The 23,058-nt window shown below is 70.6% G+C and carries 26 protein-coding genes, 1 pseudogene and 1 riboswitch; of the genes and pseudogenes, 1 reads left to right on the forward strand and 26 read right to left on the reverse strand.

From position 1 onward, the window contains the following. Positions 1-50 precede the first annotated feature (50 nt). The 8 genes from AB0M76_RS35095 to rpsB all read right to left on the reverse strand — a co-directional run bounded on the left by AB0M76_RS35095 (position 51) and on the right by rpsB (position 7,526). Positions 51-1,184 (reverse strand): thiamine ABC transporter substrate-binding protein, encoded by a 1,134-nt coding sequence (locus AB0M76_RS35095; RefSeq protein ID WP_365956811.1) that lies wholly within the window; start codon positions 1,182-1,184, stop codon positions 51-53. Between the two features lie 85 nt (positions 1,185-1,269). Next, a riboswitch (TPP riboswitch) is annotated at positions 1,270-1,379 on the reverse strand. Between the two features lie 58 nt (positions 1,380-1,437). Next, the gene (gene rlmN, locus AB0M76_RS35100; protein WP_266997254.1) at positions 1,438-2,550 is read right to left on the reverse strand and encodes a 23S rRNA (adenine(2503)-C(2))-methyltransferase RlmN; all 1,113 of its coding nucleotides are present in this window, start codon (positions 2,548-2,550) and stop codon (positions 1,438-1,440) included. A 160-nt stretch (positions 2,551-2,710) separates the two neighbouring features. Beyond that, complete coding sequence (locus tag AB0M76_RS35105) at positions 2,711-2,878, reverse strand: hypothetical protein (protein ID WP_365956812.1); 168 nt, start codon at positions 2,876-2,878, stop codon at positions 2,711-2,713. 94 nt (positions 2,879-2,972) lie between these two features. Beyond that, entirely contained in the window at positions 2,973-4,049 is a 1,077-nt protein-coding gene (locus AB0M76_RS35110) for a phosphatidate cytidylyltransferase (protein WP_365956813.1), read from the reverse strand. Continuing rightward, positions 4,049-4,606: a ribosome recycling factor gene (frr, locus tag AB0M76_RS35115; RefSeq protein ID WP_030298420.1), complete on the reverse strand. Its 558-nt coding sequence runs from the start codon at positions 4,604-4,606 to the stop codon at positions 4,049-4,051. Before frr ends, AB0M76_RS35110 begins: the two co-directional genes overlap by 1 nt. A gap of 85 nt (positions 4,607-4,691) precedes the next feature. Further along, the gene (gene pyrH, locus AB0M76_RS35120) at positions 4,692-5,471 is read right to left on the reverse strand and encodes a UMP kinase (RefSeq protein WP_365956814.1); all 780 of its coding nucleotides are present in this window, start codon (positions 5,469-5,471) and stop codon (positions 4,692-4,694) included. A gap of 162 nt (positions 5,472-5,633) precedes the next feature. Continuing rightward, complete coding sequence (tsf, locus tag AB0M76_RS35125; protein WP_266663285.1) at positions 5,634-6,470, reverse strand: translation elongation factor Ts; 837 nt, start codon at positions 6,468-6,470, stop codon at positions 5,634-5,636. A 135-nt stretch (positions 6,471-6,605) separates the two neighbouring features. Further along, a complete protein-coding gene (gene rpsB / locus AB0M76_RS35130) occupies positions 6,606-7,526 on the reverse strand; it encodes a 30S ribosomal protein S2 (RefSeq protein WP_365956815.1) in 921 nt (306 codons plus the stop codon). A gap of 250 nt (positions 7,527-7,776) precedes the next feature. On the opposite strand from rpsB, the gene AB0M76_RS35135 reads away from it, so the two are divergent. After that, a complete protein-coding gene (locus AB0M76_RS35135) occupies positions 7,777-8,277 on the forward strand; it encodes a M23 family metallopeptidase (protein WP_365956816.1) in 501 nt (166 codons plus the stop codon). Between the two features lie 84 nt (positions 8,278-8,361). Here AB0M76_RS35135 and AB0M76_RS35140 read toward each other — a convergent pair whose 3' ends face one another. From AB0M76_RS35140 to proS, 18 genes and pseudogenes are all read right to left on the reverse strand, one after another. Further along, on the reverse strand, positions 8,362-8,919 hold the full coding sequence (locus AB0M76_RS35140; RefSeq protein WP_266672654.1) for a TetR/AcrR family transcriptional regulator: 558 nt from the start codon (positions 8,917-8,919) through the stop codon (positions 8,362-8,364). A gap of 52 nt (positions 8,920-8,971) precedes the next feature. Next, on the reverse strand, positions 8,972-9,808 hold the full coding sequence (gene whiG / locus AB0M76_RS35145; protein WP_365956817.1) for an RNA polymerase sigma factor WhiG: 837 nt from the start codon (positions 9,806-9,808) through the stop codon (positions 8,972-8,974). Between the two features lie 209 nt (positions 9,809-10,017). After that, the gene (gene dprA, locus AB0M76_RS35150; protein WP_365956818.1) at positions 10,018-11,253 is read right to left on the reverse strand and encodes a DNA-processing protein DprA; all 1,236 of its coding nucleotides are present in this window, start codon (positions 11,251-11,253) and stop codon (positions 10,018-10,020) included. Then, positions 11,250-12,884, reverse strand: coding sequence for an ATP-binding protein (locus AB0M76_RS35155; RefSeq protein WP_365956819.1), 1,635 nt, complete (start codon positions 12,882-12,884; stop codon positions 11,250-11,252). The genes dprA and AB0M76_RS35155 overlap by 4 nt, the downstream gene beginning before the upstream one ends. Beyond that, complete coding sequence (locus AB0M76_RS35160) at positions 12,884-13,255, reverse strand: YraN family protein (RefSeq protein WP_365956820.1); 372 nt, start codon at positions 13,253-13,255, stop codon at positions 12,884-12,886. The genes AB0M76_RS35155 and AB0M76_RS35160 overlap by 1 nt, the downstream gene beginning before the upstream one ends. 109 nt (positions 13,256-13,364) lie before the next feature. Continuing rightward, positions 13,365-13,673, reverse strand: a complete 309-nt coding sequence (locus AB0M76_RS35165) for a DUF2469 domain-containing protein (protein ID WP_006139554.1) — start codon at positions 13,671-13,673, stop codon at positions 13,365-13,367. A gap of 55 nt (positions 13,674-13,728) precedes the next feature. After that, positions 13,729-14,235, reverse strand: coding sequence for an NUDIX hydrolase (locus tag AB0M76_RS35170; RefSeq protein ID WP_365956821.1), 507 nt, complete (start codon positions 14,233-14,235; stop codon positions 13,729-13,731). After that, positions 14,225-15,043 (reverse strand): signal peptidase I, encoded by an 819-nt coding sequence (gene lepB / locus AB0M76_RS35175; protein ID WP_365956822.1) that lies wholly within the window; start codon positions 15,041-15,043, stop codon positions 14,225-14,227. The genes AB0M76_RS35170 and lepB (AB0M76_RS35175) overlap by 11 nt, the downstream gene beginning before the upstream one ends. A 44-nt stretch (positions 15,044-15,087) precedes the next feature. Beyond that, positions 15,088-15,981 (reverse strand): signal peptidase I, encoded by an 894-nt coding sequence (gene lepB / locus AB0M76_RS35180; protein ID WP_365956823.1) that lies wholly within the window; start codon positions 15,979-15,981, stop codon positions 15,088-15,090. Beyond that, positions 15,908-16,865, reverse strand: a pseudogene (gene lepB / locus AB0M76_RS35185) (signal peptidase I); the annotation flags it as partial. The pseudogene lepB (AB0M76_RS35185) and the gene lepB (AB0M76_RS35180), both read right to left, overlap by 74 nt. A 232-nt stretch (positions 16,866-17,097) precedes the next feature. Beyond that, positions 17,098-17,859, reverse strand: coding sequence for a signal peptidase I (gene lepB / locus AB0M76_RS35190; protein ID WP_266663305.1), 762 nt, complete (start codon positions 17,857-17,859; stop codon positions 17,098-17,100). A 44-nt stretch (positions 17,860-17,903) separates the two neighbouring features. Further along, positions 17,904-18,254 (reverse strand): 50S ribosomal protein L19, encoded by a 351-nt coding sequence (gene rplS, locus AB0M76_RS35195; protein ID WP_008737520.1) that lies wholly within the window; start codon positions 18,252-18,254, stop codon positions 17,904-17,906. Positions 18,255-18,387: 133 nt separating this feature from the next. After that, positions 18,388-19,209 (reverse strand): tRNA (guanosine(37)-N1)-methyltransferase TrmD, encoded by an 822-nt coding sequence (gene trmD / locus AB0M76_RS35200; protein ID WP_266636353.1) that lies wholly within the window; start codon positions 19,207-19,209, stop codon positions 18,388-18,390. Beyond that, complete coding sequence (rimM, locus tag AB0M76_RS35205) at positions 19,209-19,766, reverse strand: ribosome maturation factor RimM (protein WP_030859857.1); 558 nt, start codon at positions 19,764-19,766, stop codon at positions 19,209-19,211. Before rimM ends, trmD begins: the two co-directional genes overlap by 1 nt. 94 nt (positions 19,767-19,860) lie before the next feature. Continuing rightward, positions 19,861-20,100, reverse strand: coding sequence for an RNA-binding protein (locus tag AB0M76_RS35210; protein ID WP_030011889.1), 240 nt, complete (start codon positions 20,098-20,100; stop codon positions 19,861-19,863). A 2-nt stretch (positions 20,101-20,102) separates the two neighbouring features. Then, the gene (rpsP, locus tag AB0M76_RS35215; RefSeq protein WP_030298453.1) at positions 20,103-20,543 is read right to left on the reverse strand and encodes a 30S ribosomal protein S16; all 441 of its coding nucleotides are present in this window, start codon (positions 20,541-20,543) and stop codon (positions 20,103-20,105) included. 281 nt (positions 20,544-20,824) lie between these two features. Next, complete coding sequence (locus AB0M76_RS35220; protein WP_365956824.1) at positions 20,825-21,424, reverse strand: hypothetical protein; 600 nt, start codon at positions 21,422-21,424, stop codon at positions 20,825-20,827. Between the two features lie 216 nt (positions 21,425-21,640). Then, on the reverse strand, positions 21,641-23,053 hold the full coding sequence (gene proS, locus AB0M76_RS35225) for a proline--tRNA ligase (protein ID WP_365956825.1): 1,413 nt from the start codon (positions 23,051-23,053) through the stop codon (positions 21,641-21,643). Between the last annotated feature and the right edge of the window lie 5 nt (positions 23,054-23,058).

Here is a 23,058-nt window from a genome sequence, read left to right on the forward strand (position 1 = left end):
CCTGACGGCCGTACCGCGTGCGCCCTCCTTCGCAGGAGTGCTCTCGCGTCCTACTTCACGACGAGCGAGGACCATGTCTTGACCCACTGCTCACGGTTCTTGGCGATGGTCTCCGGAGCGACGTTCTCCGGCTTCTCGACGACCGCGCCGTGCTTCGTGAACAGCTCCGGCAGCTTCGCGTCCTTGACCACCGGGTTCACGAACATCTGCAGCGGCATGTCCTCCTGGAACTTCTTGCTCACCAGGAAGTCCAGGAGCGCCTTGCCGCCCTCCTCGTTCTTCGCGCCCTTGAGCAGGCCCGCGAACTCGACCTGGCGGAAGCAGGTGCCGGTGGAGACGCCCGTGGGGGCCTCGGCCGGCTGCGGCTCGCCGTACAGGACCTCGACCGGCGGGCTGGAGGCGTAGGAGACGACCAGCGGGCGGTCGCCCTTGGCCTTCTTGCCGCCCGCGGAGCCCGAGAAGCGCTCGTTGTAGGCCTGCTCCCAGCCGTCGACGACCTCGACGCCGTTGGCCTTGAGCTTGGTCCAGTAGTCCTTCCACCCTCCCCCAGAGGCTTCGCCCTGGGAGGTACCCCCATCGCCGTACTTGCCGACGGAGGCGAGGAGGAAGCCGAGGCCCGGCGAGGAGGTCGCCGCGTTCTCGGTGACCAGCAGGTTCTTGTACTCGGGCTTGATCAGGTCGTCCAGCGTCTGCGGCGGGGCGAGCTTCTTGTCGGCGAAGTACGCCTTGTCGTAGTTGACGCAGATGTCGCCGGAGTCGATCGGGGTGACCCGGTGCTCCTTGTCGAGCACGAACTCGGGCTTCACGTCGGCCAGGCCCTTGGCCTCGTACGGCGTGAAGATCCCGTTGTCGAGGGCGCGCGAGAGGAGGGTGTTGTCGACACCGAAGAAGACGTCGCCGCGCGGGGAGCCCTTGGTGAGGATCTCCTGGTTGAGGGCGGCGCCCGCGTCCCCGGACTTCAGGACCTTGACGGTGTAGCCGCTCTGCTGCTCGAACTCCTTGAGGACCGTGTCGGTCACGTTGAAGGAGTCGTGGGAGACGAGCGTGACCGTCTTGGACTTCGGCGCCTCGCCCGCGCCGCCCGCGGACTTGTCCTTGGCGTCGCCGCCGCCGCAGGCGCTGAGCGTGGCGACGCCGAGCGCGGCCGCGAGCGCTGCGCCCGCGAACTTCTTGGTGGTGCTCACTGGTGAATTCCTCCTGGGATGTCCAGGAGAAGACGCGGCCCTGCCCGGCGCTCAGTGCGAGCGGTCGCCGGGCAGGGCGCAACAGCTTGAGTGATGACCGAACTTCCTACCCCGAATGACCGGGGCGAGGTTCAGAGGGTCTGCGGATGACGGTTACCGCACTCTCAGCGCTGTGGCGCTCCCCTGTCGGAATATGCAATTGGTTCGGCCACAGGGTACCTCGTGGCCGAATCGGGCCCGCGAAAACCGCAGGCTAGCGCTCCGAGGCCGCCAGCTGGCCGCACGCGCCGTCGATCTCCTGACCGCGGGTGTCGCGGACGGTCACCGGCACGCCGTGGCGGGCGATGGCCTCCACGAAGGCCTTCTCGTCCTCGGGACGCGAGGCGGTCCACTTCGAGCCCGGCGTCGGGTTCAGCGGGATCAGGTTGACGTGGACACGCTTACCCTTGAGCAGCTTGCCCAGGAGGTCGCCGCGCCAGGCCTGGTCATTGATGTCGCGGATCAGGGCGTACTCGATGGAGATCCGGCGGCCGGACTTCTCGGCGTACTCCCAGGCCGCATCGAGGACCTCGCGGACGTTCCAGCGGGTGTTCACAGGCACGAGGGTGTCGCGCAGCTCGTCGTCCGGCGCGTGCAGGGAGACCGCGAGGCGGCACTTGAAGCCCTCGTCGGCGAACCGCAGCATCGCCGGGACCAGGCCGACGGTGGAGACGGTGATGCCGCGCTGCGACAGGCCCAGACCGTCGGGCTCGGGGTCGGTGAGGCGGCGGATGGCGCCGACGACCCGCTTGTAGTTCGCCAGCGGCTCGCCCATGCCCATGAAGACGATGTTGGACAGCCGGGCCGGTCCGCCGGGGACCTCGCCGTCGCGCAGCGCGCGCATGCCGTCGACGATCTGGTGGACGATCTCGGCGGTGGACAGATTGCGGTCCAGGCCCGCCTGGCCGGTGGCGCAGAACGGGCAGTTCATACCGCAGCCGGCCTGCGAGGAGATGCACATGGTGACCCGGTCGGGGTAGCGCATCAGCACGGACTCGACGAGCGTGCCGTCGTGCAGCTTCCACAGGGTCTTGCGGGTGGTGTCGTCGTCGCACGAGATGTGCCGGATGACGTTCATCAGCTCGGGGAGCAGCTCCTGCTGGAGCTTCTCGCGGGAGCCCGCCGGAATGTCCGTCCACTCGGCCGGGTCGTGCGTGTACCGGGCGAAGTAGTGCTGCGAGAGCTGCTTGGCCCGGAACGGCTTCTCACCGATCGCGGCGACCGCCTCGCGACGCTCCTCGGGGGTGAGGTCGGCGAGATGCCGGGGCGGCTTCTTGGCTCCGCGAGGGGCGACGAAGGTGAGCTCTCCCGGGACGGGGCGGGCCATGGCAGGTACTCCTCGTAAGACGAAAGGCGCGCCGCAGAAGCAGCGCGCCTTTCAAGAGTAACCGCCCGGACCCACCTGAAGCCTTCGGACGTACGTCGCCCCAGCTCAGCGGGGTCCCCCTGGTGAACCGCCCGTCGGCCGGAACCCGCGGAGGCCGGTTTCAGCCCGTGCCGACGAACGCCGCCAGCAGCAGCCACACCACCGGGGCGGTCGGCACCAGGGAGTCGAGCCGGTCCATGCTGTATCCGATATGCGGCTCCGCCGCAGGGCGCCGTGGCCCGGCAGCAGGGATCAGCCGGTCCCCACGAACGCCGCCAGCAGCAGCCACACCACCGGGGCGGTCGGCAGCAGGGAGTCGAGCCGGTCCATGCCGTATCCGATATGCGGCTCCGCCGCAGGGCGCCGTGGCCCGGCAGCAGGGATCAGCCGGTCCCCACGAACGCCGCCAACAGCAGCCACACCACCGGGGCGGTCGGCAGCAGGGAGTCGAGCCGGTCCATGATGCCGCCGTGGCCCGGCAGCAGCGTGCCCATGTCCTTGATGCCCAGGTCCCGCTTGATCATCGACTCGCCGAGGTCGCCCAGCGTGGCGCTGACCGCGACGGCGAGACCGAGCAGCAGGCCCTGCCACCAGGCGCCCCCGTCGATCAGGAACTCCATGCACAGCGCGCCGGCCGCCATCGCGAAGGCCACCGCGCCGAACAGCCCCTCGCGGGTCTTGCCGGGGCTGATGCGCGGCGCCAGCTTGTGCTTGCCGAAGCGCCAGCCCACCGCGTAGGCCCCGGTGTCGCTGACCACGGTCAGCAGCAGGAACGTGACCACGCGCTCCGGACCGTCGTCGGCGGTGAGCAGCATCGCGACGAAGGTGGCCAGGAAGGGCACGTAGAACGCCGCGAAGACGCCTGCGGTGACGTCCTTGAGGTAGTCCTCGGGCGGTTCGGTCATCCGCCAGACCAGGACCGCCAGCGCGGTCAGGGCCATGGCCACCCAGGCGCCCTCGGCCCCCCGGACGTATCCGGCGATGACCATGGCGGCGCCGCCGACCGCGAGCGGGACGAGCGGCGCCTTGATGCCCTTCTTCTCCTGGAGCCGGGAGGTGAGCTCCCACAGGCCCACGACGACCGCGACGACGATGACGCCGACGAAGACCGCCTTCACGATGAACAGCGAAGCGAAGATCACCGCACCGAGGCCGACGCCGACCCCTATGGCGGCACGCAGGTCTCGCCCCGCCCGCTTCTTCTGCGGCGGGGGCGAGGCGTCCTGCGGTGCCTGCGAGGGCGGAGGCGGGGGGCTGGGCATGGGCTCCTGCAGCGGCGTCTCGGCGCGGAACGGGGGGCCGCCGTCGGCGGCGGCCCCCCGATCGCGTGCTTCCCGGTCGTCGAAGTCACGGCCGGCGGCATCGGGCACGATGGGCATGGGCCGAGTGTGCGGGCCCACCAGCGCATCGTATGCGGGACCCGCCGGAACCTGCTCCGTGGCCCAGGGAGAGTCGTTCATCAGACCTCGAGGAGCTCGGCTTCCTTGTGCTTGAGCAGCTCGTCGACCTGCGCGACGTACTTCGCGGTCGTGTCGTCGAGCTCCTTCTCCGCGCGGCGCACCTCGTCCTCGCCGGACTCCTTGTCCTTGACGAGCTTGTCGAGGGCGTCCTTCGCCTTGCGGCGGATGGAGCGGATCGAGACCTTGGAGTCCTCGGCCTTGGTGCGCGCGACCTTGATGTACTCCTTGCGGCGGTCCTGCGTCAGCTCGGGGAAGGTCACCCGGATGATATTGCCGTCGTTGCTGGGGTTGACGCCCAGGTCCGAGTCGCGGATGGCCTGCTCGATGTTGCGCAGGGCGCTCTTGTCGAACGGGGTCACGATCGCCATGCGCGGCTCGGGCACCGAGAAGGACGCGAGCTGGTTGATGGGGGTGATGGCGCCGTAGTAGTCCGCCACGATCTTGTTGAACATCGCCGGGTGCGCACGACCGGTGCGGATCGCCGCGAAGTCTTCCTTGGCGACGACGACGGCCTTCTCCATCTTCTCCTCGGCCTCGAGGAGGATTTCTTCGATCACCACGTGCTCCTGCATGTCAGATTTGGATGGTTCAGGCGGGCGGGGCGGGCTCGGCCCGGTGGGGCCGGGCCCGGCGTCGGGACGCTCAGGCCCGGGTGCCCTGGTCGCTCACGAGCGTGCCGATCTTCTCACCCTTGACGGCGCGGGCGATATTGCCCGCGGCGAGCAGCTCGAAGACCAGGATCGGCAGCTTGTTGTCGCGGCACAGCGTGATGGCGGTGGCATCGGCGACCTTGAGGTCGCGGGAGAGCACCTCGCTGTACTCCAGCGCGTCGAACTTCACCGCGTCGGGGTTCTTCTTCGGGTCGGAGTCGTAGACCCCGTCGACGCCGTTCTTGCCCATGAGCAGGGCCTCGGCATCGATCTCCAGGGCTCGCTGGGCGGCCGTGGTGTCGGTGGAGAAGTAGGGCATGCCCATGCCGGCGCCGAAGATGACGACGCGGCCCTTCTCCAGGTGGCGTACGGCGCGCAGCGGGATGTACGGCTCCGCGACCTGGCCCATGGTGATGGCGGTCTGCACACGGGAGTCGATGCCTTCCTTCTCCAGGAAGTCCTGGAGGGCGAGGCAGTTCATGACGGTGCCGAGCATGCCCATGTAGTCGGACCGCGCACGGTCCATGCCCCGCTGCTGCAGTTCGGCGCCGCGGAAGAAGTTTCCGCCGCCGATCACGACGGCGATCTCCGCGCCGTCACGGACCACCGCGGCGATTTCGCGCGCGATGGCATGGACGACGTCGGGGTCGACGCCCAGTCCTCCACCACCGGAGAAGGCTTCGCCCGACAGCTTCAGCATGAAGCGGCGGCCCTTCTTGTCGTGGTCGCTCTTGTCGTCGGAAGCGGTGTGGGGGTCCACGCCCTGATTCATGGAGATCTCCTCGTGCACATACGAAGAAGGCCATTGCCGGTGGGTCCTCGCGGTTCCCTCTACGGCAATGGCCTCCTCGTCAGATCTGCGGTCGTTCCGCGCGCGGGCGGACGACTGCTTCAGACCCTACCGGGGTCCGGTGTCCGTCGTGTACGGACGGACTCAGATGCCGACCTTGATGCGCGTGAAGCGCTTCAGGGTGACACCGGCCTCGTCCAGAACCTTCTGGACGGACTTCTTGTTGTCCAGCGCGTACGCCTGGCCGAGCAGCGTGGCGTCCTTGAAGAAGCCGTTGACGCGACCCTCGACGATCTTGGCGATGGCAGCCTCGGGCTTGCCCTCCGCGCGGGTGACCTCTTCGGCGATGCGACGCTCGGACTCGACCTTCTCGGCCGGGACGTCCTCGGCGGACAGCCACTGCGGCGCGAACGCGGCGATGTGCTGCGCGACGCCGCGGGCGACCTCGGCGTTCTCCTTGTCGAGCTCGACCAGGACGCCGATCTGGAACGGCAGGTCGGGCATCGTGCGGTGCATGTACGCCGCGACGTAACCGTCGGTGAACTGCGCGAAGCGGTCCAGGACGATCTTCTCGCCCAGGTTCGCGTTCGCCTCGTCCACGAAGGCGGTGACGGTCTTGCCGGGCTCGATCTCGGACGCGAGCAGCGCCTCGATGTCGGCCGGGGAGGTGGCGGCGACGTGCGCGGCCAGCTGGTTGGCGACGGCCAGGAACTTCTCGCCCTTGGCGACGAAGTCCGTCTCGCACTTCAGCTCGACGATGACACCGGAGGTGTTGTCGTCGGCGATGACGGAGACGACGGCACCGTTCTCGGCAGAACGGCCCTCGCGCTTGGCGACGCCCTTCTGACCCTTGATACGGAGCGCTTCCTGGGCCTTGTCGACGTCACCGTCGGCGTCCACGAGCGCGTTCTTGCAGTCCAGCATGCCGGCGCCGGTGAGCTCGCGGAGCTTCTTGACGTCAGCGGCGGTGTAGTTCGCCATGAGTCTGTGATTCTCTCTCGAAGTCGTAGATCTACGGGTGAACGGCGGAGGCGCCGCGCTTTTGGCGCGGCTCCCCCGCCGTCATCGTCCGTGCTGTGAGTGCCCGGCGCGTGAACGCCGGGCGCTCTCAGTGGGTCAGGCCTGCTCGGCGTCGGCGGCCGGGGCCTCGACAGCCTCGGCGGCCGGGGCCTCGACCTCGGCGGCGGGGGCCTCGACCTCGGCGGCCGGGGTCTCGACAGCGGCCTCGGCCGGAGCGGCCTCGGCGTCGTCGGCCTTCTTCTCGCCCTCGAGCAGGTCGCGCTCCCACTCGGCGAGCGGCTCGGCGGCGGCCTTCTCGCCCGGCTTCGAGTCACCGGTCGCAGCGCCGGAGCGGGCGATGAGGCCCTCGGCGACGGCGTCGGCGATCACGCGGGTGAGCAGGGTGACGGAACGGATCGCGTCGTCGTTGCCCGGGATCTTGTAGTCGACCTCGTCGGGGTCGCAGTTGGTGTCGAGGATCGCGACGACCGGGATGCGGAGCTTGCGCGCCTCACCGACGGCGATGTGCTCCTTCTTGGTGTCGACGATCCAGACGGCGCTGGGAACCTTCGACATCTCGCGGATACCACCGAGGGTCTTCTCCAGCTTGATCTTCTCGCGGGAGAGGACCAGGAGCTCCTTCTTGGTGAGACCCGAGGCGGCGACGTCCTCGAAGTCGATCGCCTCAAGCTCCTTCAGACGCTGGAGGCGCTTGTAGACGGTGGAGAAGTTGGTGAGCATGCCACCCAGCCAGCGCTGGTTGACGTACGGCATACCAACGCGCGTCGCCTGCTCGGCGATGGCCTCCTGGGCCTGCTTCTTGGTACCGACGAACATGATGGAGCCGCCGTGGGCAACGGTCTCCTTGACGAACTCGTAGGCGCGGTCGATGTACGACAGCGACTGGAGCAGGTCGATGATGTAGATGCCGTTGCGCTCGGTGAAGATGAAGCGCTTCATCTTCGGGTTCCAGCGACGGGTCTGGTGACCGAAGTGGACGCCGCTTTCCAGCAGCTCCCGCATCGTAACGACGGCCATGGCCATCTCCTTGATTTCTCGGTTTGGTTCCTGACGCCCCACCGCGTCCTGCCCCCGACAAGGGGACCGAGAGACGCATTCACCCGGCCTGAGCGGCTGGTGCTGGGGCGTGCGAAGTCGACCCGGTGACCCGGATCGCCGTAAGAAGTGTACGGGACCGGGCGGTATGCCAGGTGACGCCGTTGTCCACACCCGGCCGTCTGTCCACAGGCGCCGTCACGCTGCGCGAGCCGGCGGCAACCTGGACGGCATGACGACACTGCTGCTCACGCTGCTGCTGACCCTGGCCCAGGCGCTCGTACCGGGGGCCCGGCCGCTGCCGCCCCCACTCGTGGTGGCCCGCTGGTGGGACCCGCCCCCGACCCCGTACGCGGCGGGGCACCGCGGGGTGGACCTGGCCGCCCCGGTGGGCGCGGAGCTGCGTGCGGTCGGACCGGGCCGGGTGCACTACGCGGGCCTGGTCGCCGGCCGCGGGGTCCTCTCCCTCACGCTCCCGGGCGGCCTGCGCACGACGTACGAACCGGTGCGGCCGCTGGTCGCGGAGGGCGAGGAGGTCACGGCGGGCCAGGTGGTCGCCGTCCTCACGGAAGGCACGCACTGCGGGAAGCCCTGCCTCCACTGGGGCCTCCTGTCAGGCACCACCTACCTGAACCCCCTGACCGTCCTCCCACCCCCCACGCCAAGACTCCTGCCGCTCGACGAATCCAGCCCGGCCGGAGCTCGAGGCAGATCCAGCCCCGCCGGCGTTTGAGGCGCGCGGCCCGGGGCGGAGCCCCCGATCCATCCCCCGCCGGCGTTTTTGAGGCGCGGGGGTCCGGGGGCTGAGCCCCGGGGCTCAGCCCTGCACGCCCCGCAGGGCCATGGCCACGGCCGCCTCCGTCACCACACCGGGATCCTCCGCGGCGCCGAGCTCGATGCGCCGCACAGCGGCATCGACGACCCCCTGCAGCAGCATCGCGGCAAGCCGGGGCTGCTCATGCCCCAGGGCCCCGAGCGCCTCCACGATCATCGCCACGAGCCCCCCGTGCGCAGCACGGATCTTCTCCCGCGCCCCCGCGTCCAGCTCACTGGCCGAGATCGCCACCACCGCCCGGTGCCGCCGGTCCCCGACCAGGCCCAGCTGGCTCCGTACGTAGGCCTCGACCTTCGCCTCCGGAGACTGCGCCTGCTCCATCGCCGCCTCGATCTCGGCGGCCCAGACGGGGAAGTCCACGGCGCACAGCTCTTCGACCACGGCCGCGCGGGAGCGGAAGTACTCGTACACGGAGGACCGGGCGAGGCCGGTGCGCTCCGCCAGGGCGGGGAAGGTCAGCGCTTCCGTCCCGCCTTCGGACAACAGGGAGCGCGCAGCGTCCAGCAGGGCGCCGCGCTGCATCGACCGGTGCTCGGCCACAGAGGCCGCTCGAATCCTGGGCACGCATCCACTCTACGGAGGTGCCGCAAGCTCACCGGCCGACATCCGCCAGCTTGGCCCGCAGTTGGAGCACCGACTTGGTGTGGATCTGGCTGACCCGGCTCTCCGTGACGCCCAGCACGTTGCCGATCTCGGCCAGCGTGAGGCCCTCGTAGTAGTACAGCGTCACCACGGTCTTCTCGCGCTCCGGCAGGGTGTTGATGGCCCGGGCCAGGAGCCTGCGCAGCTCACGGTCCTCGGCCACCTCGACCGGGTTGTCGGCGGCGGTGTCCTCAAGGGTGTCCATCAGCGAGAGGCGGTCGCCGCCCTCTCCGCCGACGTGCAGCAGCTCTTCCAGGGCGACCACGTTGGCGAGCGACAACTGGCTGAACACCGCGTGGAGTTCCTCCACCGCGATGCCCATCTCGCCGGCGACCTCGTGCTCGGTCGGAGTGCGGCGCAGCTGGGCCTCGAGCGTGGCGTAGGCCCGCTCCACGGCGCGCGCCTTCTGTCGGACCGAGCGCGGGATCCAGTCCAGTGCCCGCAGCTCGTCGATCATCGCGCCCCGGATCCGGGTGATCGCGTACGTCTCGAACTTGATGGACCGGTCGATGTCGAACTTCTCGATGGCGTCGATCAGTCCGAAGACCCCGGAGGAGACGAAGTCGGCCTGTTCCACATTGGGCGGCAGGCCCACGCTGACCCGGCCGGCCACGTACTTCACCAGGGGCGAGTAGTGCAGGATCAGCTGCTCCCGCAGCCGCTCGTCACCGCTCTCCTTGTACGAGCGCCACAGCACCTCGAGGGACGAGGGCGCGGTGGTCCGCACGCTGCCGCGGGCAGCGGGGGGCACCGCAGCGCGGTCAGACCCTGAGGTGTGCTGGGGCATGCTTCGCCTTTGCCGGAGCCGGATTCCTTGGGAGCGTAGCGTGACGGAAGTGTCGCGGTGCGCGAAGAGTACGGGATCGCGCGTGGGCCCCGGGGCGTCGTGACTCGCGCGGGAGACCCGGGACCGGCGCCTGGCGCTCGGTCCCGGCGGCTGCCACCGGGAAGACCGCGTCTCTCATCGGCTTCACTCTTTCACCGGAACACCCCAGGTCAACGACCGCCTCGCCGGGTGCCGTCGGTTTGTGTGCCTCCTTCAGGTGATTGTGTGGTCAACTGCCAGCCCTCGCCCTGCCGTTCGACGAACCCCAGAGAGTGAAGTTCGTACAGTCTGCCGATGACTTCATCGGTGCCGGTGCCCGCGGCGAGGGCCACTTCGTCGGCGTGCGCGAGCCGCCCGGCCGGGAGTGCTTCGAGCACACGGGCGGTCTCCCGGTCCAGCAGGTCCCGGGCGAGCACCGGACCGCGCCGCTCGGGAGCCAGTTCACCCATGCCGCCGACCAGCTCGACCACTTCCGCGGCGTCGGTGACGAGTACGGCCTCGCCGCGCAGCAGTTCGTGCACTCCGCCGGAGAGCCCGCTGGTGGCCGGTCCTGGGACGCCCATGGTGAACCGCCCGAGCTGCTGGGCCCGCCGGGCCGTGACCAGGGAGCCGCTACGGTGGGCCGCCTCGACCACGACGGTGCCCCGGGTGAGCGCGGCGATGACCCGGTTGCGCAGGACGAACCGGCTGGGGGTCGGATGGCTGCCGGGCGGCAGCTCGCCCAGCACCAGCCCCTGGTCGGCGATCCGGCCGAGCAGCCCGGCATGGCCACGGGGGTATGCGATGTCCACCCCGCAGGCGAGCACCGCGGCCGTGGCACCGCCCGAGGCGAGGGCCCCGCGGTGGGCGGCGGCATCGACCCCGTACGCCGCCCCGGAGACCACCACCCAGCCCCGCTCGGCGAGCCCGGCTGCCAGGGTCTGGGCCATGTGCGCGCCGTACGGGGTGCAGGCCCGGGCCCCGACCACGGCGACGGAGCGCAGCGCCCAGGTCCGCAGGTCCGGTCTGCCGCGCAGCCAGAGCCCGACGGGCCGGGCGTCGCCGAGGTCGTCCAGCTGGGTCGGCCACTGCGCCGAGCCGGGGCAGATGAACCGGCCGCCGCCGCGGGCGGCGGTCGCCAGATCCCGCTGCGGGTCGGCGAGGGCCGCCCGTCTGCGGTATCCGGCGAGCCGCTGCTCCCTCACCCCGGCCAGGGCCGCCGCCCCGGCGGCCGGGCCGGTCAGCAGCCGTATCAGCCCGACGGCGCCGTGTTCGCGCAGCCACCGCCCGCCGTGCTCGTCGCCGGGCTCCAGCACCCGCGTCAGCGCAGCCCGCGCCAACAGCTCCGCATCGGACCCGGCGGCTGTGTCGGACCCGGCGGCCGGCTCGGGCTCGGCCGGCGGCTCGGGCCCGGCGGTGGCGCTCATGATTCGGCTCCCATGGCCAGGGCCGCGCCGCGGGCGATGCCGGTCCGTAGTTCCAGGGCGACGGCCACGTCCAGCGCCTCCGGGCGGTCCCTGCCCCGCAGGTCGGCCACGGTCCAGGCGACCCGCAACACCCGGTCCAGCCCACGGGCGGTGAGCAACCCGCGCTCCAAGTCCCGCTCGGCCTGCGCCAGCGCGCCGGGGGCCGCCTGCCAGCGCGTGCGCAGCTCGTGCCCCGGCACCTCGGCGTTGAGCCGCCACGGGGTGTCGGCGAGCCGGGCCGCGGCGCGGTCCCTGGCCTCGCGCACCCGGTCGGCGACGGCCGCCGTGGCCTCCCCGCGGCCGCCGCGCCCCAGCAGGTCGGAGCGGGTGACCGGCTCGACCCCCACCCGCAGGTCCACCCGGTCCAGCAGCGGCCCGGACAGCCGCGCCTGGTACCGCCGGATCACGGATGCCGGGCATTCGCAGCCGGCGCCGAGCAGGGTGTGCCGCCCGCACGGGCAGGGGTTCGCCGCGAGCACCATCAGGAATCCGGCCGGAAGCCGCACCACCCCGGCGGCCCTGGCGATGACCACGTGCCCCGATTCGAGGGGCTGGCGCAGCGCGTCCAGCGCCTTGGTGCTGAACTCGGCGGCCTCGTCCAGGAAGAGCACGCCCCGGTGGGCCAGGGAGACGGCCCCGGGCCGGGGCACACCCGCTCCACCGCCGACCAGGGACTGCATGGTCGCCGAATGGTGCGGCGCGCAGTACGGGGGCCGGGCGACCAGCGGTTCGCCGGGCGGCAGGATCCCCGCGACCGAGTGGACGGCCGTGACCTCCAGGGAGTCCTGCCGGGAGAGCGGCGGCAGGATCCAGGGGATCCGCTCGGCCAGCATCGTCTTGCCGGCTCCCGGGGGCCCGCTGAGGAAGAGGTGGTGCCCCCCGGAGGCCGCCACTTCCAGGGCCCGGCGGGCGCCGTGCTGCCCGGCTACGTCGGAGAGGTCGGGGAAGTCCGGGGTCTCACCCTCCCCGGGCCGGCGCTGGGAGATCCCGGTGCCGAGCCCTGCGCCGGGGACCACCAGTCCGGCCAGCATCGGGTCCGGCCGGCCCGGTAGGCCTGGCGCCTCCTCCTCGGGCACCTCCCCGTCGGTGAGGACGGCGATCAGCTGGCGCAGGCTGCGGACGCCGAGTACGCAGACGTCGGGCACGAGCATGGCCTCGGCGGCGCACTGCTGCGGCACCACCACGTTCCGGTACCCGGCATCCGCCGCGGCGAGGATCGCCGGCAGGATTCCCCGCACCGGCCGCACCCGGCCGTCCAGCCCCAGCTCCCCGATGAGCACCAGGTCGGCGATCGCAGCGGGATCGATCACCTCGGCGGCGCCGAGCACGGCGGCCGCGACAGCCAGGTCGAAGCCGGCGCCGGATTTCGGTACGGAGGCCGGGCTGAGCCCGACGGTGAGCTTCTTCTGCGGCCATGCGGCCCCCGAGTTCACGACGGCGGCCCGCACCCGGTCCCGGCTCTCGACCAGGGTCTTGTCGGGCAGCCCCACCAGGGTGAAGGCGGCGAGCCCGGGCTCCAGGTCGGCCTGGACCTCCACCACTACGCCGTCGACACCCACCAGCGCGACCGAACAGGCTCGTGCGAACCCCATCACGCCACCCCCCGGACGTGCTCCACCACGGGCGCACCGCGCTGCGGCAGCAGGACTCCCACGAGGTCGATGCGCACCCCGCCCGGGGGTGGTCCGCCGTGGTCGGCGAGCCATCGACCGGCGAGCCGGCGCAATCGCTCGGCCTTGCCGGGGCGGACGGCGGCCATGGGATGTTCGAACTCACCCGCCCGGCGGGTCTTGACCTCGCACACGACGAGGGCGTCCCCGTCCCGCGCGACGATGTCGATCTCCCCGCTGCGGCACCGCCAGTTCCGCGCGATCACGGTCATCCCGGCCTCGGCCAGCCGCCGCGCCGCGAGCTCCTCGCCGTACCGCCCCAATGCCTGCTGTGCCACGCCCTTCGCGTTCATCCGGCACCACCTCCGGTACCGACGATCCCGCGCCCCCGCCCACCTTGTGGATCTTGGTGGACAACCCGGCCGTTGTGGACAACCCCGTCACCCTTCCGGGTGAGGGGAATCAGCTGCCGGGCAGTTCGAGGTCGCTCTTGTTGAGCTCCTCGATGTTCACGTCCTTGAAGGTCAGCACCCGGACCTGCTTGACGAAACGCGCAGGCCGGTACATGTCCCACACCCAGGCGTCGGCCATCGTGACCTCGAAGAACACCTCCCCCTGGACCGAGTGCACCTGCATCTCGTAGTCGTTCGTGAGGTAGAACCGACGTTCTGTCTCGATCACGTACTTGAACAGCCCGACGACGTCGCGGTACTCGCGATAGAGCTTCAGCTCCATCTCGGTCTCGTACTTCTCGAGGTCCTCGGCGCTCATGGCATGTTCCCCTTCAGCCGTGCGTCCCCCTATTGTGCGCCAGGCCCGTGCGCCCCTAAACGATTTCCGGGGCCAGGACCACCGGCGCACCCGGAGGACCATCGTTGAGCAGCGTACGGAGCAGCTCGGCGAGTCTGGTCGGGTACACCGTCTCATGGGCCGCGAGAAGTTCCTCGGAGGTCCACCACCTGGCACCGGTGACGCTGCGCCGCTCCAGCTCGGTGAGCCCGCCCATCTCGGTCCGCGTCCGGGCGGTCCGGGCCAGGTAGTACCACTCGTCCTGCTCCCAGCGCCGCCCGTCGAACGGGAAGGAGCAGTACCGGTGCCACAGCACCGGACCCAGTTCCACCTCGGTGATCCCGGTCTCCTCGGCGAGCTCCCGCAGCGCGGCCTGCTCCCGGCTCTCGCCGCCCTCGAGCCCGCCGCCCGGGGTGAACCACCAGTGGTCGGCCGGGTCGTCCGGCTCGAAGCCGTGCAGCAGCAGGATCCGGTCCGCGGGGTCCAGCAGGATCACCCGTGACACCTTGCGGCCGCCGGGCCCGGCGGCCGCCTCAGCGGGCACCGGCCGGCTCCCGCCGCCGCCCGCGCCCCAGGACCCGTACGACGGGCCCGTACGCGGCCCCCAGCACCACCAGGGCGGCTCCGGCCAGCACCGCGGCCAGCTGGAGGCGCAGCGGCCCCGGCTGCGAGGTCCCGCCGGGCAGGGAGGCGTACGTGCCGGGCCGCTCGAGCATCGCCATCGAGGGCCAGGCGAGGGCGTCGACCCGGGCGTCGACCGCGGAGCGGGCCACGGTGCCCTGGCCTGTCTCCTGGAGGTGGGCCCGGGAGTCGAGCGAGGCGGACCGCCGGTCGCCCAGCAGGAAGAGGTTGCCCTCGGGCACCGTCACCTCGAACGGTGTGTCGGAGGCCACGCCCAAGCCCGTGCCAGTGCCCGTCCCCGTGCCCGTGCCCGCGGCGGCCGCTTCGGGTTTGGTGTGCTCGATGTAGGGCTCGTCGAGTTCCTTGCCGTTCACCGTGAGCCGACCGCCCTCACCGCAGCACTTCACGGTGTCGCCGCCGATGCCGACGACCCGCTTGACCATGGGCGAGTCACTCCACATGGAATCAGTGAACACGACCACGTCGCCGCGCCGCACCTCACCGCCGTCGATCCGCTGCGCGAGCACTCGGTCGCCGGGGTTCACCGTCGGCATCATCGAGTCGGTCGGCACCGTGTACGGCTGGTACACGAGCGCCCCCCATACGAAGGCGCCCAGGAAGAGCACAAAGCCGACGGCCACGGCGACTCCCGACAGCACATTGCCGAGACCGCCGCGGCCGTCCTTGCCACCGCGTATTCCTTCGGTACCGCTTTCCTGCGTTCCGCCCATTGCAGCGCCCCCACACTTCCGGGATCGACGACCTGGGCGGCACCCTACCTGCCGGTAGTCCCGCTGGTCAGCCTCCGCCGGCGCCACATCACGACCGGAACCGCGCCGACGAGGCCCAGCGCGGCCGGACCGAGCCCGACCGGCGCCAGACCGGCGGCCCCGAGACCCAGCGCGGTCGCCTTGGCCTGGTTCCCGATGCCCGGCTGGTCGAACGTGTCCGGGATGGGAAGCGTCGACCAGCGGGTGATCGGCCACGCCACCACCACGGCCCGCCCGACGACCTTGTCGACCGGCACGAAGCCCTGGGTGGAATCCTGCATGTGGTAGCGGGAGTCCTGCGAGTTCTGCCGGTGGTCGCCCATCACCCAGATCTTGCCCTTGGGCACGGTGAGCGGGCCGAACGGAGCGTCGTCGCACGGGGTGTTGCCGGGGTAGATGTACGGCTCGTCCAGCGCCTTGCCGTTGACGACGACCGGTCCCCCCTTCTTGCACTCGACCGTGTCACCGCCGATGGCGATGGTCCGCTTGATCAGGTCCTTCTCGGCCGCGTCCGGCATCAGGCCGATCTTGCTGAGGATCGTCTGCATGAAGTTGGGCTCCGGGGTGGGCTCCCCGGCCAGCCAGCTCGCGGGGTCGTGGAAGACCACGACCTCGCCGCGCTCGGGCTCGGAGCCGAACCACGGGGTCAGCTTGTCCACGAGCACCCGGTCGCCGCGCTGCAGGGTGTTCTGCATCGAGTCGGACGGGATCGAGAACGCCTGCACCAGGAAGGTCTTGATCAGCAGGGCCAGCAGCAGGGCGATGCCGATGAGGAGCGGGAGCTCCTTCCAGAACGAGCGGTGCGGGCGCGCCTCGGCACCACCGTCATCGGCCTCGCGCTCGGCTTCGTCCGGCCGCTCCTCGCCTTCGTCGCGTCCGGATCGCGCGCCTACTGCCACATCCCCCACATCCACTCCTCACTCGCAAGTCGCCGCCCGCGCCGGATCGGGCACGGGCCCTCCCCTCCCTTAACGAGCGGGAGTTCCCTAAGGCGCGGGAGACCGAGGACACACTATGCGAACGGCGGCCGACGACGGCGCCCACGGCGGCCGCGTCGCCCGCTCGGTGCCGGATCGGGCACCGTACGGAAGGTTGCGGGCTGTTCGAGCTTGCGCCAGTGATCGAACGGCCAGGCGATGACGACGGCCTGCCCCACGACGCCCTCCTCGTCGATGGTGCCGTCGAAGGCCTCGTCGAGGTGGAAGCGGGAGTCGGCCGAGTTCGCCCGGTGGTCGCCCATGACGAAGAGCCGCCCCGGGGGCACTTGCACCTCGAACCTGATTTCGGACGGGGCGTTGCCGGGGCTCACGTACGGCTCATCGAGCGGCGCGCCGTTGACCGTGACGCGGCCCTTGGCGTCGCAGCACATGACGGTGTCGCCGCCGACGGCGATGACCCGCTTGATCAGGTCCTGTTCGTCGGCGGAGGGCAGCAGGCCGATGAAGGTCAGCGTCTCCTTGATCTGTTTGACGCCGACCGGGTCGGAGGGCGGGCGCGCGGCCTCGCCCTTGAGCCAGCCTCCGGGGTCCTTGAACACGACGACGTCGCCGCGCTCGATCTTGGAGCCGAACCACGGGGTCAGTTTGTCGACCAGCACCCGGTCGCCGATCCGGATCGTCTGCTCCATGGACCCGGACGGGATGAAGAAGGCTTGCACGAGGAAGGTCTTGAGGACGAGCGCTATGCACAGCGCCACGATGATCAGCAGCGGCACCTCTCCCACCCGGCGGGTACGCCTGCGCCTGCGGACCCGGCGGGCCAGTCGGCGCCGTTCGGCCCGGCTGCCGCCTCCGGTCGCCGCAACGGGTTGCGCCTTGCCCCCTCGCCGGGACCCGGGTTCCCGCGCCGGCCCGGGCTCGGGGACCGCAGCGGGCTCGGACTCCCGCCGCGGCGCGGGGCCGCCCGGGGTCTCGGGCGCACGCCAGAATTCGGGCGCGCGCGGGGGCCGGGACGCGCGCCTCGGCTCCGGCTCCGGCTCCGGCTCGGGGACCCGGCCGCCTCTGGGGCGCCCCCGGCTACCCATGACCGCCACCGGAGGACGGTGCCACCGTGGGCGTCGATCCCCAGCGCGAGACCGGCCAGCCGATCCAGTCGGCCCGCCCGATCACCTTCTCCACCGGCACCATCCCCCCGCCCGGCTCCCCCAGGTGGTCCCGGGAGTCCCGGGACTGGGAACGATGATCACCCATGACCCAAAGGGTCCCAACGGGTACGACGATACGGAAGGGCACCTTCGAGGGCGTGTCGCCGGGATACAGGTACGGCTCCTGCAGTGGGACGCCGTTCACCTTGATCCGCCCGCCGGCGTCGCAGCACACCACGTCGTCCCCGCCGACACCCACCACCCGCTTCACGAAGTCGGTGTCGGACGGCTCGCCGATCCCGAGCGCGGATGCAGCGCCGTGCAGGGCCTCGCCGATCGGGTTGCCCTCGGCGCGCTCCGGTACGAAGGATCCCGTGCCGTCGAAGACCACGACGTCCCCGCGCTTCGGCTGGTCGCCGAAACGGTACGCCAGCTTGTTCACCAGCACCCGGTCCCCGACCTGGAGCGTCGGCTCCATCGACCGGCTCGGGATCAGGAAGGGCTGTACGACGAAATTGCTGATCAGCAGCAGGAAGGTCGTGCACAGCACGCCGAGCACCCCGGCCCGCCGCCAGGTCAGGAACGCGCGCCAGCCGGGACGCGCACGGCGCCCCCACAACGCAAAACGCGGCCGCCCCTCCCCCGTTTCGGGGAAGGAGTGGCCGCGCTGCGTGAGCTCTGCTTCGGTGTCCATCGGTGGCGAGCCTATCCGGCCGCCCCCGGAACCCGGAGAGGAGATCAGCGGTCGCGCTTCTCCTTGATCTTCGCGGCCTTGCCGCGGAGCTCACGGAGGAAGTACAGCTTGGCGCGACGCACGTCACCGCGGGTGACGAGCTCGATCTTCTCGAAGATCGGGGAGTTCACCGGGAAGGTGCGCTCCACGCCGACGCTGAAGGAGACCTTGCGAACGGTGAAGGTCTCGGAGACGCCAGAGCCCTGGCGACGGATGACAACACCCTTGAACTGCTGGATACGGGAGCGGTTGCCCTCGATGACGCGGACGTGCACGTTGATCGTGTCACCCGGGCGGAAGGCCGGGACGTCGGAGCGGATCGAGGCGGCGTTGACGCCATCGAGCAGGTGAGACATGTTCTTCGTCTGCTTTCTTCGCACGACGCCACAGGCCGCCCGTGCGGATTTCCGTAGAGAATTCGGGAGCCGGGTCACTCTGCGGACGACTGTCCCCCTGTGGCAGGGGCGCACGCGAGCACACAGCAGCCGCTTATTCTTCCACGACCTGCGGCCTACGCCAAAATCGGCCGTCGGCGTCCGGGCGCCAGCCGAGGATGCTCAGCGTCTCGCGGTCCTTCTTGTCGAAGGCGGAGGCCTCGCAGCGCTCGATCAGGTCGGGGCGGTTCTGCGCGGTCCTGCGGAAGGCCTCGTCCCGGCGCCAGCGGGCGATCTTCCCGTGGTGGCCGCTGAGCAGCACGTCGGGGATGCCCCGGCCGCGCCACTGCGGGGGCTTCGTGTAGACCGGCCCCTCCAGAAGGTTCTCCATCTCGCCGGGCGCGAAGGAGTCGTCACGGTGCGATTCCGCGTTGCCGAGCACTCCGGGCAGCAGCCGGGCCACGGCCTCGGTGACCACCAGGACGGCCGCCTCGCCGCCCGCCAGCACGTAGTCGCCGATGGAGACCTCGTAGACCGGCATCCGCGTGGCGTACTCGTCCATGACCCGGCGGTCGATGCCCTCGTACCGGGCCGGCGTGAAGATCAGCCAGGGCCGCTCGGAGAGCTCGACGGCCAGTTCCTGGGTGAACGGGCGGCCGCTGGGCGTGGGAACGACCATCACCGGCCCGCGCGCACCGGACTCGTATCCGTCGGCCAGCGCCTCGTCGAGGGCCTCGCCCCACGGCTCGGTCTTCATGACCATGCCGGGACCGCCGCCGTACGGGGTGTCGTCGACCGTGTTGTGCCGGTCGTACGTCCAGTCCCGCAGGTCGTGGACGTGTACGTCGAGCTGCCCACGAGCCCTCGCCTTGCCGACGAGGGAGACGTTCAGCGGCTCCAGGTACTCGGGGAAGATCGTGACGACGTCGAGACGCATCAGGCGTCGCCCTCGGGCTCTGCATCCCGCGTGGAAACGATCTCGGCGCGGTCGTCGATCAGCCCGGGCGGGGGCGTGATGACGCAGCGCTGCTCCTCCAGGTCGATCTCGGCGACGATCTCCCCGACGAAGGGGATCATCACCTCGGTGCCGTCGGGGCGCTCGACGATGAAGAGGTCCTGCGAGGGCAGGTGGGAGATCTCGGTGATCCGGCCGATCTCGGTGCCGTCCTCGAGCACGACGTCCAGGTCCATCAGCTGGTGGTCGTAGTACTCGTCTTCCTCCTCAGGGAGCTCCGCCGGGTCGACGTCGGCGATCAGCAGGATGTTGCGCAGCGCCTCGGCGCCGGTGCGGTCCTTGACACCGGCGAAGCGGAGCATCAGCCTCCCGCTGTGCACGCGGCCCGTCTCGATGGTCAGCGGACCCGCCGAAGCCGGCTCGGTCCGGAGCACGGCGCCGGGGCTGAGCCGCAGTTCGGGCTCGTCCGTGCGCACCTCGACGGTGACCTCACCCTTGATGCCGTGGGCGCGGCCGATCCGCGCAACAACCAGCTCCACTGTCTCTCTCCTGTTCAGACGACGACGGGCCGGGGTGGGCACGAATGCCCTCCCCGGCCCGTGCCGGTGATTCACGTTCTCAATGAACCAAGTCTCAGCGGACCTGGTCCACGTCGACGAGGTCGACGCGGATCCCCCGGCCGCCGATGGCGCCCACGACGGTACGCAGGGCACGCGCGGTGCGGCCGTTGCGGCCGATCACCTTCCCGAGGTCGTCCGGGTGAACCCGGACCTCGAGCACCTGCCCGCGACGCAGGTTGCGCGAGGCAACCTGCACTTCGTCGGGGTTGTCCACAATGCCCTTTACGAGGTGCTCAAGAGCCTCCTCGAGCATGCTCAGGCCTCGGTCGACTCGGCGGCGGCCTCAGCCTCGTCCGCCTTCTTGTCGGCCTTCTTCGCCTTCTGCGTGATGGCCTCGCCCTTGGTCTCGCCGATGCCCTCGAGGGCCTTGGCGAACTCGTCGAAGGAGCGACGCTTGCTCTCCTTCGTCTCCGGCTGCAGCAGCGGCGCGGGGGCCGGGAGGCCCTTGTGCGCCTGCCAGTCACCGGTCAGCTTCAGGATGGCGAGCACAGCCTCGGTGGGCTGGGCGCCGACCGACAGCCAGTACTGCGCACGCTCGGCGTTGACCTCGATGCGCGACGGGTTGTACGTCGGGTGGTACAGACCGATCTCCTCGATCGCACGACCATCGCGGCGGGTGCGCGAGTCGGCGACGACGATGCGGTAGTGCGGCTGGCGAATCTTGCCGAGACGCTTGAGCTTGATCTTGACTGCCACTGGAGTGGTGTCTCCTGAACTTGACGTGGTTGGGCACATGAGATGCCACGTGGGGTTGCGGTACTCGGGTGCCCGATGGACGCGTCAGCCGGAGGAGAGAGGGGTCCTATGCGACTGTCGAGTACAGCTAGCCATTGTGCCACATGCCTGCGGCGCTTCTTGCGGGGAGCGGTGATCAGAGGCACGCGGCCGCGCACCACCGGGCCGCCCCCGCCCTGCAGAAGGCTTCGGAGGCATCCCCGCCCGGCCATCGCCCCCGTACGGCCCCGGGGCCGTACGGCTCAGGAGGCGGCGGCCGAGAGGGCGACCTCGGGGATGCGGAACGGCTTCATGCAGCCGCCGCACACGATCGGCGCCTGGGCCAGCACGGAGGGGACCACGCGCACGTTGCGCCCGCAGTCGCAGACCGCCTTGACGCGGACACCGCCACCCGACGAGCCGTGCCGGGCGGCCGGCCCGCGGAAGCTGCGCTTGGTGTCGGCGGCCGTCGCAGCCGTGTGGGCCTTCAGGGCGCGCTGCAGCCGCTCGATGGTGGGGCGGTAGCGCTTCTTCGCATCGGGATTGAGCGAGACCAGCGAGAAGCCGCTGCTGGCATGCGGCTCGTCGGAGTGGTCCAGCCCCATTTCCTCGGCGATCGCGAGGAATCTGCGGTTGTGGTAGCGGCCTGCCCGCGAGGTGTCGCGCACTCCGCGGGCGGCGGCGATGCCGTGGACTGCCTCGTGCAGCAGTCGCTCGAAGGAGAGCTCGGCGCCGCAGGCGGACGAGGACTCTCCGATCAGGGACTCGGGCGCGGCAAGGTCAGGCAGCTCGGAGTGGTACCGCTGAATGTCGGCCCACGCCTGCGCCAGCTCTGCGGCGAGAACAGGTGGTGTCGTGCTCACGTCGTGACAACGAGCCGGAGTGCCCCGGTGTTCCGATTCCGGGCCATTCCAAATTTTTTTGCACGTACCAGTCAGTTCAGTCTCATGCGTCCCGACGAGGACGGGTGCGCCGATCCCAGGAGGAGTCGGTACGTAACGACGACCAGACCGACACGAACCCGCCCCGGCGCGCGGCTCGTGCCGTGCCGGGGCGGGTCGGTGGTCAGTCAGGAGCGGTCAGTACGAGCGCGCGACGATGGCGAGCGTACCGGGGGCGTCGTCCGCCTCCGGAACCGACCCGTCCTCGGCGATCAGGCAGCGTACGGACACGGCCTGCTCGCCCAGCTTGGCCTCGCCCTCGGGGCCGAGGTCGGCCCACGGGATCCGCGCCCAGCCGCCGGCGACGGCGGCCTCGGCGGCCTCCTCGATGGTGGAGACGTCGGAGGTACGGGCCAGGCGGCGCTCGCGGGACTCTCGCAGCAGCTGCGCCTGGTCCTCGTCGAGCACCTTGGGCAGCAGGTCGGCGAGCGCGTCGATCTGCACGGGCTCCTTGCCGCCCGGGATCCGGCGGGCCAGCATCGCGGTGCCGGCCTCCAGGTCGCGGGGACCGATCTCGATGCGGACCGGTACGCCCTTGAGCTCCCAGTCCACGGCGCGGCGGCCGAAGGGGGTGTCGATGCGGTCGTCGACCTGCACGCGGAGGCCGGCGGCCTTCAGCTGCGCACCGAGCTCGCGGACCTTCGCGACGGCTTCGTCGCCCTTGATCGCCATGACGACGACCTGGACGTGCGCGAGGCGCGGCGGGACACGCAGGCCGTTGTCGTCGCCGTGGGACATGATCAGACCGCCGACCATGCGGGTCGAGACGCCCCACGAGGTCTGCCAGACGAGCTCCTGCTTGCCTTCCTTCGACAGGTACTGCGTGTTGAAGGCCTTGGCGAAGTTGGTGCCGAGCTCGTGGCTCGTGCCCAGCTGCAGCGCCTTGCCGTCGCCCATCATGCCCTCGAGGGTGAGGGTGTTGATGGCGCCGGCGAAGCGCTCCTTGGCGGTCTTGCGGCCGAGCACGACGTCGATGCCGAGCACGTTCGTCATGAAGTCGCCGTACACGTCCGTGTGGATGCGGGCGGCGTAGTCGCGGGCGTCCTCGTACGTGGCGTGGGCGGTGTGGCCCTCCTGCCAGAGGAACTCACTCGTACGGAGGAACACGCGCGGGCGCATCTCCCAGCGGACGACGTTGGCCCACTGGTTGATCAGCAGGGGCAGGTCGCGGTAGCTCTGGACCCACTTGGAGAAGTAGTCGTTGATGATCGTCTCGGAGGTGGGCCGGACGACGACCGGCTCGTCCAGCTCCTTGCCGCCGCCGTGCGTGACGACGGCGAGCTCGGGGGCGAAGCCCTCGACGTGCTCGGCCTCGCGCGTCAGGTACGACTGCGGGATGAACAGCGGGAAGTACGCGTTCTGGGCGCCCGCGTCCTTGATGCGCGCGTCCATCTCCTGCTGCATCCGCTCCCACAGGCCGTAGCCGTACGGCCGGATGACCATGGTGCCGCGTACCGGACCGTTGTCGGCCAGCTCGGCCTTGTTGATCAGATCCTGGTACCAGCGGGGGAAATCCTCCGCCTGGGGGGTGAGAACGGGTGCCTTTGCCATGGCGC

The organism is Streptomyces sp. NPDC051364, from assembly GCF_040682115.1.
Lineage (GTDB): Bacteria > Actinomycetota > Actinomycetes > Streptomycetales > Streptomycetaceae > Streptomyces.